The sequence below is a fragment of the Nocardioides islandensis genome (assembly GCF_015352455.1).
In the GTDB taxonomy this organism is placed as follows: domain Bacteria; phylum Actinomycetota; class Actinomycetes; order Propionibacteriales; family Nocardioidaceae; genus Nocardioides; species Nocardioides islandensis.
The window spans coordinates 100,204-117,682 of sequence record NZ_JADKPN010000009.1; the positions used below are offsets into that span (position 1 = coordinate 100,204).

12 protein-coding genes are annotated in these 17,479 nt (G+C 72.1%); 6 read left to right on the top strand and 6 right to left on the bottom strand.

The features are described from left to right. The first annotated feature begins 46 nt into the window (after positions 1-46). Entirely contained in the window at positions 47-445 is a 399-nt protein-coding gene (locus ISU07_RS15020; RefSeq protein ID WP_194707632.1) for a hypothetical protein, read from the top strand. On the opposite strand, the gene ISU07_RS15025 is transcribed toward ISU07_RS15020, so the two are convergent. Next, positions 399-1,886 carry an MFS transporter gene (locus tag ISU07_RS15025; RefSeq protein ID WP_194707633.1) on the bottom strand — a complete coding sequence of 496 codons (1,488 nt, stop codon included), beginning with the start codon at positions 1,884-1,886 and terminating at the stop codon, positions 399-401. The two genes, ISU07_RS15020 and ISU07_RS15025, sit on opposite strands and share 47 nt — an antisense overlap. Positions 1,887-2,253: 367 nt before the next feature. Here ISU07_RS15025 and ISU07_RS15030 point away from each other — a divergent pair, with 367 nt between their 5' ends. Both ISU07_RS15030 and ISU07_RS15035 read left to right on the top strand, forming a co-directional pair. Beyond that, positions 2,254-2,499 carry a heavy-metal-associated domain-containing protein gene (locus ISU07_RS15030; RefSeq protein WP_194707634.1) on the top strand — a complete coding sequence of 82 codons (246 nt, stop codon included), beginning with the start codon at positions 2,254-2,256 and terminating at the stop codon, positions 2,497-2,499. 53 nt (positions 2,500-2,552) lie between these two features. After that, positions 2,553-3,986 (top strand): MFS transporter, encoded by a 1,434-nt coding sequence (locus ISU07_RS15035; protein ID WP_194707635.1) that lies wholly within the window; start codon positions 2,553-2,555, stop codon positions 3,984-3,986. 28 nt (positions 3,987-4,014) lie between these two features. On the opposite strand, the gene ISU07_RS15040 is transcribed toward ISU07_RS15035, so the two are convergent. Continuing rightward, entirely contained in the window at positions 4,015-7,266 is a 3,252-nt protein-coding gene (locus tag ISU07_RS15040; RefSeq protein ID WP_194707636.1) for an AfsR/SARP family transcriptional regulator, read from the bottom strand. Between the two features lie 179 nt (positions 7,267-7,445). Between ISU07_RS15040 and ISU07_RS15045 the strand changes: the two genes are divergently transcribed. Then, positions 7,446-8,828: an alpha/beta hydrolase gene (locus ISU07_RS15045; protein ID WP_194707637.1), complete on the top strand. Its 1,383-nt coding sequence runs from the start codon at positions 7,446-7,448 to the stop codon at positions 8,826-8,828. An 80-nt stretch (positions 8,829-8,908) separates the two neighbouring features. Here ISU07_RS15045 and ISU07_RS15050 read toward each other — a convergent pair whose 3' ends face one another. The 3 genes from ISU07_RS15050 to ISU07_RS15060 form a co-directional block, all read right to left on the bottom strand. Then, positions 8,909-10,366, bottom strand: coding sequence for an MFS transporter (locus tag ISU07_RS15050; protein WP_194707638.1), 1,458 nt, complete (start codon positions 10,364-10,366; stop codon positions 8,909-8,911). 35 nt (positions 10,367-10,401) lie between these two features. Continuing rightward, the gene (locus tag ISU07_RS15055; RefSeq protein ID WP_194707639.1) at positions 10,402-11,766 is read right to left on the bottom strand and encodes an alpha/beta hydrolase; all 1,365 of its coding nucleotides are present in this window, start codon (positions 11,764-11,766) and stop codon (positions 10,402-10,404) included. Positions 11,767-11,858: 92 nt separating this feature from the next. After that, a complete protein-coding gene (locus tag ISU07_RS15060) occupies positions 11,859-14,579 on the bottom strand; it encodes an AAA family ATPase (RefSeq protein ID WP_323742633.1) in 2,721 nt (906 codons plus the stop codon). A gap of 73 nt (positions 14,580-14,652) precedes the next feature. On the opposite strand from ISU07_RS15060, the gene ISU07_RS15065 reads away from it, so the two are divergent. After that, positions 14,653-15,264, top strand: a complete 612-nt coding sequence (locus tag ISU07_RS15065) for a DJ-1/PfpI family protein (RefSeq protein WP_194707641.1) — start codon at positions 14,653-14,655, stop codon at positions 15,262-15,264. Between the two features lie 29 nt (positions 15,265-15,293). After that, entirely contained in the window at positions 15,294-16,289 is a 996-nt protein-coding gene (locus tag ISU07_RS15070; RefSeq protein WP_228521970.1) for an NAD(P)-dependent alcohol dehydrogenase, read from the top strand. Between the two features lie 22 nt (positions 16,290-16,311). On the opposite strand, the gene ISU07_RS15075 is transcribed toward ISU07_RS15070, so the two are convergent. Beyond that, positions 16,312-17,418, bottom strand: a complete 1,107-nt coding sequence (locus ISU07_RS15075; RefSeq protein WP_194707642.1) for a tyrosinase family protein — start codon at positions 17,416-17,418, stop codon at positions 16,312-16,314. Positions 17,419-17,479: the final 61 nt, after the last annotated feature.

Genomic DNA, 17,479 nt, shown 5'->3' on the forward strand with positions numbered 1-17,479 from the left:
GTCGACCGCGTCCGGAGGCGCGGTGAGGAACTGACAGCATCGGGACGTGAGCACCCAGGTCATCGCCGCGCTCGCCGTCGCACTCCTTGCGCTGGCTGCTGCGTTCCAGGTCGCACTCGCGGCGGGCGCGCCCTGGGGAGCAGCGGCGTACGGCGGTCACGCGGCCTCCGGGGACGGCGCCCTGCCGCGGCGGTACCGCCTCGGCAGTGGTGCCGCCGCCGCGGTGCTCCTCGGCGCCATGTGGGTGGTGCTCGCGTCGGCCGCGATGGTCGGGCGCGGCCCGTTGTCATCCACCGTGCTGACCCTCACCCTGTGGTGCTTGGCTGCGCTGTTCGCGCTGAACACGCTCGGCAACGCTCGCGGCCGACATCCGGTCGAGCGGTGGGGCGCCAGCACCGTCACCGCCCTCTTGGCAGTCCTGTGTGCTCTGCTGGCCGCGAGCTGACCGCGGTCAGACCACGGGGTCGTACCAGAGCCACGCCCAGCAGGGCGGTCGCCAGGGCCACGGCGGCCGCGGCGGTGAAGGCGATCGAGAATCCGGTTCGCGAGAGCGTCTGCGCGGCGGCGCCGCTCGCCGACGTTCCGAGGGAGATGAAGGTCGCGGTCCCGACTGCCGCGCCGATCTGGCTCATCGAGCCTGCCAGGCCGGCGGCGAGACCCGTGTGCGTCTCGGGCACGGCCCCGGTGATGACCATCGTGGTCGGTGTGAAGCTGAGCGCGACGCCGACCGCGACGAGGGCCAGACCTGGGAGGACCGCGACGAGGTACGACGAGGAGCTCGGGGCGTAGGCCAGCCAGAGGTGACCTCCGGCCAGCACGGCCAGCCCGGCGACCATCATGCGTTGCGGTCCGAAGGCGTGCAGCAGACGTGGCAGGGCGGCGAGGGACACGGCGAAACCGATCAGCGACGTGGGGACCATCGCCAGTCCCGCACGCGTCGGCGCCATGTCGAGCGCCTGCTGGAGGTAGAGAGCCGTGAGCACGAAGGTCGAGGCGCGAGCAGCCCCTCCGAGGAACGCCGCAGCGACGCCGATGGTGAGGACGCGGGACCGGAAGAGGCCGAGCGGCACGATCGGCTCGGTCGCGCGTCGCTCGATCATCAGGAAGCCCGCCGACGACCCGACCGCGGCGACCAGGCTCGCCAGCACCGGGAGGGCGGTCCAACCACCCTGGGCTGCTCCCAGCACGCCGTGCACCAGTGCGACGGTCGCCAGCACGAGCATGGCCGCGCCGAGTCCGTCGAAGCGCGGGCGGCGGGGGCCGGTGACGCCGCTGGGCAGGACCCGCCAGGCCAGCGCAGCGGCAGCCAGGGTGATCGGCACGGTCACCAGGAAGTTGGCGCGCCAGCCGAGCGACCCGGCCAGGACTCCCCCCGCCACGACTCCCGTGGCGCCCCCGACAGCCGACGCAGCACCCCACACGCTCATCGCTCGGGCTCGCGCGCGGCCCGGGAACGTGAGGACCAGCAGCGACATCGCGGCCGGGCTCAGGGCCGCGGCACCGGCTCCCTGGACGACGCGAGCCGTGACCAGGAGCCAGACGTCGGACGAGAGCGCGGCGACCAGCGTCCCGGCGGTGAAGACGCCGAGCCCGCCGATGAACATCCGACGGCGCCCGAACAGGTCCGCTGCTCTGCCGGACAACAGGAGCAGACCGCCGAAGGCGAGGACGTAGGCGTTCACCACCCACGTCAGCCCCACGGGTCCCGTGCCCAGGTCGGTCTGGATCGAGGGCAGCGCGACGTTGACGATGGAGGTGTCCAGCATGACGACGAGCTGGGCCGAGACGAGCAGGCCCAGCAGCAGACGCCGTCGGGGCGACACGAATGGGATGGTCGCGTTGCCGCCGCCCGTGATCGGGGCGGAGCCGTCGGACGGAGCGCGCATCATCGACCTGCCCAGCGCGAGGCCGACCTGCCGCACCGCGGGCAGTGGCGGCCGGTGACGTGGTCGAGGGCCTGCCCGCACCAGCAGGAAGGCCGAGTCCGGCTGACTCGCTCGCCCTTGCCTGCAGAGAGTTCCATGATCGAGAAAGTCGTGTTCATCGTCCTCACCTCCGTCAGGTGCGTTCTGGGAATGGCTCCACAGTGCTGCGGGCCGGCCCGCCTCGCCCCGGTCGAATGACCGGGATCGGCGGTCTGGGACGCACTGTGGGACCGTCCTCTGTCCACCCGCTGTCCGCCCATGGCCGGACCGGCAGGGACAGCGTTGGGACAGCGGCACCCGAGATGCTCGGCTCGAGAGGGGTGACGTGATGACCGAGCTGACCTTGTTCATCGACGGCATGGGCTGCCGTGACTGTGTGCGCGACGTGACCGCACGTCTCAGGGACGTGGCAGGCGTGGAGACGGTGACGGCAGACCACCGCCGGTCGGTCGTGGTGCTGGTCGGTTCGATGAGCCGCAGTGGGGTCCTCGCCGCGCTGGAGGGGACGCCTTTCCGCGTCGGCAGGATCGACCACGACAGCAACCCGACAGGGAGCGGACAGCAGTCGTCGTGACGCTCTGGTCGAAGCCGCCGGCCCGGCGGTCCGACACAGGGAAGGACACCCTCATGAGCTCCACCTCACCTGCGGCCCGCCGCGGCCGCCACCGCCGGCTGGCCCTCGGTCTGATCGCCACCGCGCAGTTCATGGTCATCATGGACACCTCGATCATCGGGGTCGCGCTTCCGAAGATGCAGGCCGACCTCGGCTTCTCCGCGGAGGGGTTGAGCTGGGTCTTCAACGCCTACGTGGTCGCCTTCGGGGGTCTGCTCCTGCTCGGCGGCCGGCTCTCGGACCTGTTCGGCGCTCGGCGCATCTTCGGGGTGGGCTGGGGTGTGCTGGCTGTCGGCTCCCTGCTGGCCGGTCTGGCCGGAGACGTCGGGACGGAGCTCGTTGGACGAGCCGTCCAGGGCGCCGGCTCGGCGCTCATCGCCCCGGCAGCCCTGACGCTGCTGTTCATGACGTTCGGTGCGAACCCGAAGGAGCTGACCGGGGCGCTGGCGCTCTACGGTGCCGCCGCTCCGGCGGGCGGTACGGCGGGAGTGTTCCTGGGCGGCGTGCTGACCGAGTACGCCTCGTGGCCATGGGTCTTCTTCATCAACGTGCCGCTGGCTCTTGCCGTGCTGGGCCTGACCCCGATGTCGCTGCCTCGAGGTACCCGGCAGCCGGGCTCGCTCGACCTGGTGGGTGCCCTCACCGCAACGGTCGGGCTCGCGTCGCTGGTCTTCGCGATCGTCCGCGCCCCCCAAGCCGGCTGGACGTCGCAGGCCACGTTCGTCACCGGGTTCGTCGGCCTCGCGCTGCTGGGCGTCTTCGTGCTCCTGCAGGCACGACGGCCGCACCCGCTGATGCGCCTGGGCATCTTCAGGGCCCCCAATCTGGGAGCGGCCAACATCGCGCAGTTCTTCCTGGGTGCTGCGTGGATCCCGATGTTCTTCTTCGTCAACCTCTACCTCCAGCAGGTGCTGGGGCTGGGCGCCTTCGCCAGCGGCGCCGCGCTCCTGCCTCTCACCGTCACCATCATGGTGGGGATGATCGCCGCGGCTCCCAGGCTCATCGGGCGCTACGGTCCCAAGGCGATGACCGTCGCCGGCCTGGTCACCCTGTCGGCAGGCCTGGTCTGGCTGTCCCTGCTACGGCCCGACGGCAGCTTCGTGGTCGACGTGCTCCCGGCCAGCCTGCTCACCGCGGCGGGCATGGCCATGGCGTTCATCCCCTCCCTCGGGCTGGCACTCTCGTCGGCCGCACCCGAAGAGGGCGGACTCGCGGCGGGCATCGTCAACACGAACTACCAGGTGGGCTCCGCCCTCGGGTTGGCCGCGATGACCGCCGTAGCTGCGGCGTTCGGAGCGGACGACGCCGATCTGGTGTCCGTGACCGACGGCTTCTCGGCGGGACTGCTCGGGGCCGCCGGAATCGCTGCCCTCGGTGCCGTCGCCGCGGCCACCTGGCTCCGGGCCCCTGCCCCCGCACAGGCGGACTACGAGTCCGTCGCTTCGTGACCGAACCACCCAGCCGGCCGGGTGGAGCTCACCCGGTCGCGCTGGTCACCCCGGAATCGGCCACGGGCGGGCCGTCGCCAGGGCCGGCGTGCCACGGGTCCTGATAGCCGGGACGTGGCCGGCCGAGGCGCTCGCGGACGTCCATCGCCTCGGCCTCCAGGGCGGCCGCACGGGCTGGGTCCTCCGCAGCCCACGTGCGTGCGAGTCCCTCGAGCGCCGACGCGGTCAGCCCCGGTTCGCCGGCCTCCCTCCCCAGCCGCAGGGCAGCTTCGTGGGGCTCGCGAGCGGCAGCCGCTCCAGTGCTGAGCTCGCGGCAGCGGGCCGCCGCCACCAACGCCCAGCCCTCCCACACGGGCGTTCTCAACCCCACGAACCCCTCCCTGGCCAGAGCGAGTCGCCGCTCGGCCGCGTCGAGGTCCCCGTCCTGCAGCGCGAGAAGGCCGTGTCCGTAGTGGGCCAGGACGGTGCCGGCACCGTCGCCGATCTCGACCGAGGCGGAGTCGGCGCGGTCGAACAGATCGCGCGCGACGTCAGGACGAGCGAGGTTCAGGTGCACGAGCGCGAGGTCGGCGAGTGCCCACTGGACCGTGTTGTAGAGACCCGCGCTGGCTGCCACGTCGATCGCTTCCTCGAGGTCGTGAGCCCCTTCTTCGTTGCGGCCGAACTGCCGAAGCCCCCAGCCGAGGTGGTACAGGATCGCCGAGAGTCCCCAGTAGTCGTCCAGCTGCCGGAACCGACCAGCGGCCGCGCGGCCGACGGCGACTGCCCTGTCGAGGTGGCCGGTCTTGAGCGCCGTCTCCATCTGCACGAAACCGATCACCCCGAGCCCCCACTCGTCGTGGTCGGCCCGGAACTGTCGCTCGGCCTCCGCCAGCAGCGCATGTGAGCGTTCGGGATCGGCGCCGGTCACACCTTCGACCGCGAGCAGGACCCGGGAGAGCGCTGCGCGCGGTTGGTCACCCTCGGCCACGAACATCTCGAGGCTCTCCTCGGCAGTGTGGGCGCACAGCGGGCTCGGGTGCACCAGGCAGCCACGGGGTCGTTCGACGATCGAGACGGCCTGCAGCGCATGCGCGCGGGCCTGCTCGCTGCCTCCGAGAGCCAGCAACCGCTGCAGGACCTCGCGGCCCTCCAGATGACGACCGAGGTGCCAGAAGAGGCCCAGCGAGCCTGCCATCTCCATGGCCTGGTCGAGGTCTCCGTCAGCGCCGCTGAGCCAGGCGAGCGCGGCGCGCACGTTGGGTTGCTCTCGTCGCAGCCTGTCAAGGGCGTCACGTTGTCGCGGTCCTCGTAGATCGAGCTCTGCGGCGACCACGAGGTCGTGGAAGTGGCGGGCGTGACGGGACGCGACCTCCGTGAGCTCACCGCTGGCGACGAGCTGCTCGGCGGCGTACTGACGGAGCGTCTCCAGCATCCGGTAGCGGGTCGGAGAGCCTGGATCGACGATGACCATCGAGCGCTGGACCAGACGGGCGACCGCGTCGAGCACGAAGCCCTCGGCGCCTCCGTCGTCGAGGACGGCTTCGGCGGCGTCCATCGTCCAACCACCCTGGAACACGGACAGCCGGTCGAAGAGCCGTCGTTCGTCGCTGCCGAGCAGGGCGTAGCTCCAGTCCACGGTCGCCCGGAGCGTCTGCTGCCGCGCCTCGGCGGTGCGCGACCCGGACGTGAGGAGCGAGAACCGGTGGCCGAGACGGTCCGAGATCTCCCCCGGGGACATCGTGCCCGCCCGCGCCGCCGCCAGCTCGATGGCGAGCGGGATGCCGTCGAGGGCCCGGGTGACGCGGCCGATGGCGAGGATGTCGGCCTCGTCGAAGGTGGACTGGCGCACCGCGCGGGCTCGTTCGACGAACAGCTGGGCGGCGGGATAGGTGAGCACGTGGTCGGCACGCGTGTCGTCGGGAGGTGCTGAGAGTGGACCGACGTTCACCTGGACCTCGTCAGGCACGGCCAGCGCTTCACGGCTCGTGGCCAGGAGCGTGATTCCGGCGCACCGGCCCAGAAGGTCGTCGGCCAGCGCCGCAGCCGCATCCACGACGTGCTCGCAGTTGTCGAGCACGAGCAGGAGCCGGCGCTGGGCGAGGTAGCCGACGAGCCGCTCGCGGACGTCACGTTCCGCGGCCGAGCCGTCCATCGGCATGCCCAGTGCGTCCGCGACCGCGAGTGGGACCTGATCCGCGGTGCCCAGCGATGCCAGACGCACGAGAAAGATCCCGTCCGGGAAGTCCGGGAGGGCTTGGACGGCGAGAGCGAGGGCCAAGGACGTCTTGCCGGCGCCCCCGGGGCCGATGAGGGACAAGAGCCTGACGTCCGGGATGAGGTTCCGGAGGGACCCGAGCATCTCGTCCCGGCCGAGGAGCGGGCGCAGGACGGCAGGGAGGTTGGTGGGCACCGCGCCGGTGCGCTGCCCCGTCGTGGTGCCGGAGGTGGACTCTGCGGTGCGCCGCTGGGCGGGTGCCGGGGTGCGCACGGGCACGGCCAGGTCGGCCTTCGCCCCGAGCGACTCGTCCTGGCGCAGCACCCGTTCCTGGATCGACCGCAGCGTCACGGTCGGTTCGAGTCCCAGCTCCTCGTCCAAGGTCCTGCGGGTCCTCGCGAACACCTCGAGAGCGTCGGCCTGTCGTCCCGACCGGTAGAGAGCCACCATCAGGAGACCGGCCAGTGACTCCAGAGTGGGGTCGGCGCCGACGACGCGTTCGAGGTCGTGGACCACCTCGTCGTGACGCCCCAGGGCGAGTGCGGTCTGCGCACGTTCGGTGAGGGCGGTGATGCGCAGCGCGCCGAGTCGAGCAGCCTCCGCGACGGCCCACTGCTCGGTGTCGAAGTCACTCAGCGGCTGACCTCGCCACAGGTCGAGCGCCTCGTCGTACGCCGCGAGGATGGACTCGAGGACGTCGCGGCCGACCTCGTGACCCGTGGCTGCGGCGGTCCCGGCCCGGGCGAGGCGGACCCTGGTGGCGAAGTCGATCGCGTCCACGGCCTCCGGCTCGACGTTCGCGCGGTACCCCACGCCTTCGCGGGTGACCAGGTCGGGCGCCTGGTTGGCCTTCAGGTTGCGGCGCAGCTTGGAGACCCTGATCTGCAACGCGTTGGTGGGATCGACCGGAAGGGCCGACTCCGCCCAGAGCCGGTCGATCAGCAGCGACGCCGGGATCGTCCTGCCCGGCGAGAGCAGCAGCTGCGCCAGCAACGCACGCTCGGCACTGCCGGGCAACGGCAGCGCACGGCCGTCGACGACGATCTCCATCGGCCCGAGCAGACGGAAGCGCAGATCACCCACCCTCGTTCCTCCGGACACTCGCTCGGCAACCGAAGGGTAACGCGACACACCCTCGTCGGGCTCGCGCTGCTGGACAGCCGACGGACAGGACGGGGCAAGCGCGGCGGTCGAGCGTCGACCCCATCAACCCGAGGTGGCCGAGCCGAGCTCGGCCCGGCGATGGCAAGGAAGTGGACGACATGGCGGTCACGATCACCACGGCCCGGGAGCCACGCCCCGGCAGACGTCAGGCACACCCCGAACGCACCTCGTCGAGCCGGCCCGCGTGGGTGGTGGCCGCTTCCCTGGTCACAGGACTGCTGGTAGCCCTCCTGCTCGCCTTCCTTCCGTTCGTCCCGGTCGAGGAGAGTGCGCTGACCGGCGCTGTCCTGTGTGGGTTCGCGACGGGCTGGACGTTGCTGTGGCGGTCCTCCCAGCGGTTCACCGACCAGCCCCAGCGCTGGGCGAAGTGGCCTGCTCTGTTCATGGGCGTGGGCGGGGTCCTGCTGCTGGCACTCGGCCCCCAGGTCCTCGACGTCCTCAGATGGGTGTGGCCACCCGCGCTCGTGGTGTTGGTGGTCTGGATGGCGTCCCGGATGCGCAGGGAGCTGCCCAGCCGCGGCGGCCGTGCCCAGCTGTACGTGGTCTTCGCGATCCTCGCGATCGCGGCGGTCGGAGGCGGCTACGCGACGCTGGCGGAGGCAACGGAATCGACCTCCATGCCGGCGACCGGCCGGTTGGTCGACGTGGGTGGACACCGGCTGTTCCTGAGCTGCGTCGGCTCCGGCAGCCCGACCGTCGTTCTCGAGCCCGGCGCCGGCGCGACCTCCGCGCAGCTGGGCTGGATCGCTCCGGCCGTGTCACGCAGCACCCGCGTGTGCGTGTACGACCGTGCCGGTCGCGGGTGGAGCGAGCCGGCCGGCATGACCCAGGACGGCGCCCGGATAGCGGCCGACCTGCACACCCTGCTCCACCGCGCCGGCGTCACCGGGCCGTACGTCCTCGCCGGGCACTCGTTCGGGGGTCTGTACGTCCGCATCTTCGCGGCTCGCTACCCCGATGAGGTCGCGGGCCTGGTCCTGGTGGACTCGACGGCGGCGGAGAGCCCCGCCAGGTCGGTGGTCCCGCCACCCGGGGACGGCGGCGTGCAGCCCCTCGGTCGCGTCCCGGTGATCGCGTCCCTGGCGTCCGGCGTCGGGCTGACGCGCATCCTGGGACGGACGGACTTCGGGACGCTCCCGGCTCGCTCCCGGGACGAGGCTCGAGCGGCGGTCGCCCGGGCGAGCTGGCTCAGCAGCACCGTCGACGAGTACCTGCGCGGGGGCGCGTCGATGCACGAGGCGGCGTCCTTGCGAGATCTCTCGGACAAGCCGCTCGTCGTCCTCACGGCCGGGGAGCACCCCGCGGCCTGGATGTCGGCGCAGCACCAGATGGTGGCGCTCTCGACGAACGGCGTGCAGCGGATCGTCCCTGGCGCCACCCACACCGACCTGCTCCTCGTGGAGAAGTACGCCGACGCCACCTCGCAGGCCGTCCTCGACGTCGTCGACTCGATCCGCAGGCACCAGCCCCTGGGTCGATGACCGGTCGTCAACGGGACGTGTGCCTGACGCAGCGCCACGGCGATGCGTCAGGCACACGACCTCGAGGGGCCGAGCTCCGGTCAGTGGTGCATGTGCATCCCGGCGCCGGCGGCCCCGCGGGTCGCAGGCATCCGGACCAGGGCGAAGACGGCGACCACGCCTGCGATCACGGCGGCGGCGAGCAGACCCCGGGAGAACCCGTGCACCGCACCGTCGTGAGTGGCGAGGGAGCCGGCGGAGCTGGCCACCGCGGACAGGACGGCGACACCGAGCGCGGCACCGATCTCGTGACCGGTCATCAAGAACCCGGACGCCACCCCCGCGTGGGAGTCGGGGATCCCCGACATGGAGGTCACCGACACGGGGACGAAGACCATCCCGACACCCAGGCCCAGGCCCACGAGACCGGGCAGCAGGTCGGCGGCGTACCGGGCGCCGTCGGGGGCCGTGGAGAGCAGGACGGCAGCCCCGGCCGTGAGCACCAGCCCGGCGGCGGCGATGGCGCGTGGGGTCGCGTGGCCGAGGAGGTGACGGGCCACGATCGTGCCGGCCGTGATGGCGAAGGCGAAGGGCAGGAAGGCCAGGCCGGTCGTCAGGGCGGAGAAGCCCATCACGGTCTGCATGAAGATCGACGCCAGGAAGACCGTTCCGACCAGGATGCCGGTGACGCCGAGCATCACAGTCGTTCCGGAGACCAAGGAGCGCAGCTTCCAGACGTGCGGTGGGAAGAGAGGCCTGGCGGCCCGCTGCTCGACCTTGAGGAACGTGATCAGCAGGACGGCCGAGGCGCCGAGGCCGACGATGGTCCGGACCGACCACCAGCCGTACGTCGCGGTCTCACCCAGGGTGTAGACGAGGGTGGCGAGTCCCGCGATCACGGTCATCGCACCGGGGACGTCGAACGCCGACCGCGCGGGGACGGTGGTGTGCTCCCGAGCTATGACGCGGCGTCCCACGACGAAGGCCACGAGGCCGATGGGAGCGTTGACCCAGAAGATGAACTGCCAGCTCGACCAGGTCGTGATGGCGCCGCCGACGAGGACCCCCGCCGCGACACCGAGGCTGCCCACGGCGCCCCAGAGCGCGAGTGCGGCCCTGCGCTGGGCCCCCGAGTACGTCGTGGTGATCAGCGACAGCGCCGACGGGGTCAGCAGCGCGGCGCTCAGCCCCTGGACCGCTCGGGCGACGACCAGCTGGGTGCCGGTCTCCGAGAACCCGCTGACCAGCGAGGCGACGGTGAACAGGCCGAGGCCGGTCAGGAAGACGCCGCGCCGGGAGAGCAGGTCGCTGATGCGGCCGCCGAGCAGCAGGCCGCCGCCCGACATCATCAGGTACGCCGTGACCAGCCACTGCAGGTCGCCACCGGCCAGGTGCAGCGACTGGCCGATCCTCGGCAGGGCGGTGTTGACGACGGAGATGTCGAGGACGACGAGGATCTGCGCGGCGAGGGTGACGCCGAGCAGGGCCCAGGACCTGCGGGGACCTGCGTCGTCCTGGGGCTCTGTCGGGTGGCCGTGGTGGGCGGGTGCGTGCGACATCGGGTGCTCCTTCGGTGCGATGGATGGGTGTGGGGTCAAGACGTGGCGACGGGTGCGCCGGTGGCGACGGCGTGGACGACGGCGGTGATGGCGGTTGTCGAGGCCTCGGCACCGACGGGGTCCTCGAGCATCCCGGCGTGGGACGCCCGGGCGACGCTGTGGACGCTGTCGCTGGAGAGCGCGGCCAGCCGGTCCTGGGCGGCGGGCCACCCCTGGGTGCTGAGGTTCTCCGAGGCGGTGACCACGGCGAGCGGGCGGCCGGCCAGGGTGGTGAGCGCCTGCGCCTGCTCGAAGACGTCCGGGATCGCCGCGAGCTCGTCGCGACCGTTGCGCTTGGCCCGGACGGTGGACTCGATGGCGTCGATCTGGTCCCCGGCGGGGCCGGGTACGTGCGAGACCGCTGTCGTCACGCGACCCAGCCCGATGCGGGCCAGCGTGGGCAGGAGGGACAGGCCTCGCTTCATCAGCGCGTACTGCAGGGGGTAGGCAGGCATCTCGTCGAACTGCCGCGGGCTGGAGCTGTCGAGGAGCACCATGCCGGCGACGTCCTGCGGGTACCGCGCCGCGTAGGTCATCGCGTAGGGGCCACCGATGGAGTGCCCGACGAGCACGTACGGTCCGTGCTCGCCGGCCGCGGCCAGCAGGGCGTGGAGGTCGGCGGCGGCTTCGAGGCCGTCCTGGGGCTCGGCCACGTCGTCGCTCCAGCCCTGGCCGGCGCGGTCGTAGGCGCACACCCGTGCGGTGTCGCTGACCCGGTCGGTGATCCTGGCCCACGAGGCGGAGAACTCGCCCAGGCCGTTGAACAGGACGACCGTCGGCCCGCCAGTGCCTCGACAGTCGATGTGCAGACGGTGGTCACCCACGGTGAAGGTCCGGCCGGGGGCCGGGTGGTCGCGCAGGACCTGGGGCGAGGCGACGTGCTGGACGAGGGCACCGACCGCGACCGCGGCCAGGGTGACGAACACCGGCATCAGCAACCAGCGCGGGCGGGCCGGCAGGGAGCGACGGGCTTGGACGAACATCCAGCCCACGAGGGCGACCATCATCGGGGGCCACACCCAGGTGAGCAGTGAGAGTCCCCGATCACCGGGCGAGAAGGTGACGAGGCCTGCGCCCGTGACGGCCATGGCGATCGCGGGGACCCGTGCCCAGCGCTGGGGCCGGCTGGTCCTGCGGGTGGAGATCAGGGCGAGCGCTCCCCAACCGACGCCGAAGCCGAACAGCATCGAACCGGTGACCACCGCCTCGGTGGCACCCGGGAAGGCCACCAACGTCAGGACCAGAGCGCTCACGGCCCCGACGACCAGGGAGCCGAGGACGACCCAGGTCGGGGACCAGGAGCCCGTACGCCGGTCGACGGACGCGGTCGTGTGACGGCTGGGGTGCAGGTGGACGGTCATCGTGGTCTCGCTCTCGCAGTGGTGTGGTGCACTGCGATCGAGCGTGGACTCGCTGCCGGGTGCTCACCCCGGTCAGATGGCCGGGATCGGTGTCAGGCCAGGTCGAGCCGGGCGAGCTCGCCGCGGGAGGTGATGCCGGCCTTCGCGAAGACGTTGCGCAGGTGGAAGGCGACGGTCCGGGGAGAGATCCAGCACTGGGCGGCGACGTCCTTGTTGGACATGCCCGAGCTCACCAGCTGGGCGATCTGGAGCTCGGTCGGGGTGAGCTGCAGCAGGGTGGAGGGGTCACGCTTGCGGGCGGTCTCCCCCGAGGCGCGGAGCTCCTGGTGGGCGCGCGCGGACAGCGCCTCGGCGCGCAGGTCCTGGAACGCGTCCGCGGCCTCGCGAAGGTGCTGCCTGGCGTCGACCCGCCGCTGGGCGCGGCGCAGCCACTCGCCGTAGGCGAGGTGGGCCCGCCCGGCGTCCAGCGGCCGGCCGGCGACGGCATGGTGGGCGAGGGACTCCCGGAAGAGCGCGTCGGCCGTGGCCTGGTCGGCAGTGAGCGCACGGGCGAAGGCCACCGTGGCGAGTGCCCACGGCCGGTTGGTCGCCGTCGCGAAGCCGGCCAGCTCCTCGGTCCAGCCACGAGCGGCCGCCAGGTCGCCGGCGCGCACCGCCGCCTCGATGCGCTCGGGAGCGGACATCCTGGCCAGGACCGGCAACCGGAACCGCGCCAGGTGGTGAAGCGCTCCGACGTTGTCACCGGAGCCGGCCGCGTGCCAGGCCCTGGCCCACCGGGTCAGGTCGTGGACGGGGTCGGCGAGGATCCCGAGGGGGTGGGCCGCGACCAGCTCCTCGAGCCGGGCGAGGTGGTCGTCGTGGTCGTCGCGGCCCTGCAGGGCAGCGAGCAGGGCCAGCCAGGCGACGGGCGGGGCCGTCATGGCCGGCTGCCCGATGCTGTGGCCGAGCGAGATAGCCTCCTCGGCACTGTTGCGCACCGCGACGAGGTCGCCGGCCAGGTACTGGCCGAAGCACAGCCTCTGCAGGCAGTAGACGACCGCCGTCACCGCACCCGCTTCGCGCGCTCGCGAGAGGGCGTAGCCGTAGAACCGCTGCTGCGCGTCGTCGTCGCCGAGCTGGAGGGCGGCGTTGCCGAGGTTCCACAGCACGTCCCGGTCGTCGACCCGGTCACCGAGCTCCAGCGCGCGGTCCAGGGCGGCCGTGGCGGCGGACCAGTCGCCCTCGGCCACCTGTGTCATGGCGACGAGCATGTGCCGCAGGCACAGTGTCCTGGGCGGGTCGCCGGCGACGGGTGCGACGAGGGCATCGGTGACGGGCAGCGGCGTGCCGCTGTCGGCCCCGAAGGTGCGCATGACGGCAGCCGCGACCGCGATGTCGAGGGCCCTGGCGGGGTCGAAGGGGTACACCGCCTGGGCTGCCTCCACGAAGATGCGGTGCGCCTCCGGTGCCGAACCGAGGTTGACCTCGATGTGGCCCCGCAGGCGCGCGACGTCGGCCAGCACCAGAGGGTCGTCGGTCGACTCGCGCACTCTCGTCAAGAGGGTCTGCGCCTGGCCGGCGTGACCGCAGGCCCATGCGCTTCGACCTGCGGCGAACGTGAGCTCGGTGCGCCTGACCGGGTCGTCGCAGAGGGCGGCAGCGCGTTCGTAGGCCGCGAGCGCCGAGACGTGCCCGCCTCGTCGCTGGGCGCGTGCACCGGCCAGCTCCAGGGCGGCGACCACCTCAGGGTCCGGTCCGTCGGCGGCCGCGGCCCGGTGCCAGGCCTCCCGGTCGGGGTCGCCGTGGCCGGACAGAGCGGTCGCCAGGGCTCGGTGGACCGTTCGCCTCTCGACCGCGCTCGCTGCCTGGTAGACCGCGGAACGGACCAAGGGGTGCCGCAGGGACAGCGACGTGGTGGTCTCGACGAGCAGACCCGAGTCCACGGCTGCCTGCAGATCGGCCTCCCCGAGACCCAGGGCCAGCACGGCCCGCCGTACGACGTCCGGCTCACTGCTGTCGTCGGCCGCGGCGACCAACAGCGCCCTCGCGACGGGAGGCGGCAGCCGGCGACTGCGGTCGAGGAAGACCTGCTCGACCCGAGTGGTCAGGTGGAGCTGCGAGGGCAGGGGCTCGCGACCGCTGAGCTGATCTCGTGTCAGCTCGGTGGGGAGCTCCAGGAGCGCCAGGGGGTTGCCGCGGGTCTCGGCGACGATCCGTGCCAGGACGTCGGTACCGGCCGCGGAGCCCAGACGCGACTCGAGCAAGGCACGTGAGGCGTCGGGTTCGAGACCCGTCACGACGAGCTCGCGGAGCCCCTGCGGGTCGAAGGTCCCCCAGGCGCCGTCCCGCGCTGCGAAGACCAGGGCCACCCGGTCCGCGCCGAGCCGGTGGGCGCAGAAGAGGAGGACGCCGGCCGTGGCGGCGTCCAGCCAGTGCGCGTCGTCGACGACGCACAGCACCACGTTCTCCTCGGCCGCCGTCGTGAGGAGCGACAGCGTCGCCACGCCCACCAGGAACGGCTCGACCGAGGCACCCTCCTCCTCACCGAACGCGACACGGAGGGCCCGCGCCTGCGGGGCCGCCAGTCCGTCGCGGAGCCTGGCGAGCGGTCGCAGCAACCGGTGCAGCGCCGCGAACGCCAGCGGCGCCTCCACCTCCAGTCCCTGCGTGCGCAGCACGGTCGCGTCGGCGGCACCCGCGACGAGCTCGTCGAGGAGCGCCGACTTGCCGACACCAGGCTCGCCGCGGACGACCAACGTTCCCGCGGATCCCTCTCGCGCCCCCTCGACGAGTGCCCCCAGGAGCTGCCGCTCCGGTTCGCGACCGACCAGCACGCGACGAAACGTACACCGCAACCCGGCAGTTTGACCGGGGCGACGAGGGCGACAGCGGGTGGAGGCTCCACCCATGAACGAGACCCGCGACGGCCGCCGACGCCAGGTCGGGATCCTGCTCTTCGACGGTGTCGAGGAGCTGGATGCCGTCGGTCCGTGGGAGGTACTGTCCGCCTGGACCCAACAGCACCCCGAGGACGGCTGGGACGCCTTCTGCCTGTCCCCCGACGGCCACCCGGTCCGCAGCGCCAAGACCCTCGTGATCGGAGCGCACCACTCGATGGAGGACGCGCCGGCCATGGACGTCCTGCTGCACCCCGGCGGTCCGGGCACCAGGCCGATGCTGCACGACCCCGTCCACCTCGACTGGGTCCGCCGGCAGCGCGCCGTCGTACCGCTGATGACGTCGGTGTGCACCGGCAGCCTCGTCTACGCCGCCGCCGGGCTGCTGGTCGGCCGCCGGGCGACCACGCACTGGGCCTCGCTGAACCTGCTCTCCGAGCTCGACCCCACGGTCATCACCGACGTCAGCTCCCGCTTCGTCGACGACGGCGACCTCATCACCAGCGCTGGGGTCAGCGCCGGCATCGACATGGCGCTGCACCTCGTCGCCCGGCTCGCGAACGTCGAACGCGCCCGCGAGGTGCGCCGCGAGATCCAGTACAACCCGATGCCCCCGATCTGAGCCAGACACCACCACCCGAGGAGAACGCCATGACCACGACGACCGAACACACGATGCGAGCGGTCCTCCAGGACCGCTACGGCACCTCCAGCGTCCTTCGTCTCGGCCAGGTCGCGCGGCCCGTCGTCGGAGACCACGAGGTCCTCGTCGACGTCCGTGCGGCCGGGCTGGACCGGGGCACCGAGCACCTCATGTCCGGCAAGCCCTACGCCGTGCGCCTCGCGATGGGCCTGCGACGCCCGAAGAACCCGGTACCCGGCCGCGACGTCGCCGGCGTCGTGGTCGAGACCGGGAGCGCGGTCACCCGGTTCGCGGTCGGCGACGAGGTGTACGGCGTGGCACCGGGTTCGTTCGCCGAGTACGCCGTGGCCCGCGAGGCGCAGCTCGCCCACAAGCCCGGCAACCTGTCCTTCGCGCAGGCCGCCGTCGTGCCCGTCTCCGCCGCCACTGCGCTGCGGGCACTCGTCGACGTCGGGCGCGTGCAGCCCGGCCAGTCAGTCCTCGTGCTCGGCGCCTCGGGCGGCGTCGGCAGCTACGCCGTCCAGCTCGCGAAGGCGTTCGGAGCCGAGGTCACGGGCGTCTGCAGCACCACCAAGACCGACCTGGTCACCTCACTGGGCGCCGACCACGTCATCGACTACACCCGCGACGACTTCGCCGACGGCACCCGGACCTACGACCTGGTCCTCGACATCGCCGGCAACCCCTCGATCGCGCGACTGCGGCGCGCACTCACGCCCCGAGGGACCGCGGTCTTCGTCGGGGGCGAGGACGCGGGCGTCATCACCGGCATGGGCCGCCAGCTGCGTGGCGCTCTCATCTCCCCCTTCGTGAAGCAACGTCTCGCACTCCTGGTCACCCAGGAGCGGGCCAGCGACTACGAACGGCTCACCGACCTCATCGAGGCCGGCCAGGTCACCCCCAGTCTCGACCGCACCTACCGACTCGACGAGGTGCCGCACGCCATGCACCAGCTCGAGACGGGGCAGGTCCGCGGCAAGGTCGCCATCACCCTGGAAAGGTGACGTCCGTTCCCGGGCCGGGCCGTCACGCGTATAGGTAGCCCAGGTCCCAGGCGGTGTCGTCGACGTCGGTGATGGTCGCGGCCCACGGGTCGAGCACGCGGTCGGATCCGGTGATCGCGGGTGCGTGGACTCCTGGCGTGTCGTGGGTCTCCTGCCAGATCGCCCAGAGCCGGTCGACGTTGCCGTGCAAGAGCCAGAAGATCGGGTCGAAGCTCGCCGTACTCGGGTTCTGCAGCGTTCCCTTGCACCAGTTGTGGACCTGGTTGTGTGCGTTGTTCTCCAGGTCGACCGTGAAGCCGGTGTAGTCGCCGCGACCGAGGATCGTGGTGATGGCGGCGCCGCTCGGGAGGAAGCCCGGGGCGCCCGGGGCCGGCCTCGTCACCCCGGCCGGCTGGTGGACCCAGTCGGGACGCGACCCGTCGGAGGCGTAGTCCCAGTACGGGATGGTGATGGTGGGCTCGACCGCGCGCAGCATCTGCTCGGCCTGGAACAGGTACTGACGGTGCCAGGACAGGAACCGCTGCGTGCCGACCGGTCCGTGCATCGAGTGCATGCGGTAGACCCCGCCGACGTGGTAGTTCATCAGGGTCTGCCAGGCCGGGTTCCCGTCCAGCGCAGCCAGGGCGTTGTTGAACGTCTGTCGTTGGGCCTTGTCCAGCAGCCGGTGGTCGCGTCGGACCCGGCGGAACGAGCCGAGGTACCGGATGAGTCCGGAGATCCACGGCTCCTGGAGCACGATTCGCGAGGACGCGAGACTGACGGCGGGCCCGACTCTCAGCTGTGCGACGCCGTGAGTGATGGCGTCCGCCATGTCGGTGTCGACCGACTCCTGGTTGGCGAACCTGTTGCTCGTGAGCCGTCGCAGGATCTCGGGCTCGGACGCGACACGCGTCTCGACGCCGTGGTCGGCGAGCTCGAGGTCGCTCGGGAAGTGGTCGAAGTCGTGATGGTGCTGCCGGGACGCGATGAAGCACTCCGGACAGGCCTCGTCAGTCGCGTGATCGTGCCCGCCCTGGTGCTGGCACGGGTCCGACGGGTCGTGCTCGTGCCCACCGTGGTGGGCGTCGGGCGGCGCGGCCTCAGCGCGCCGACCCGATGTCTTCTTCGTGGTCTTCTTCTGCTCGGCCATCGCTTCCTCCCCTGGTGCGGACGGTTCACCGGGGAAGAGACAGGACGGCGTGGCGGTGATA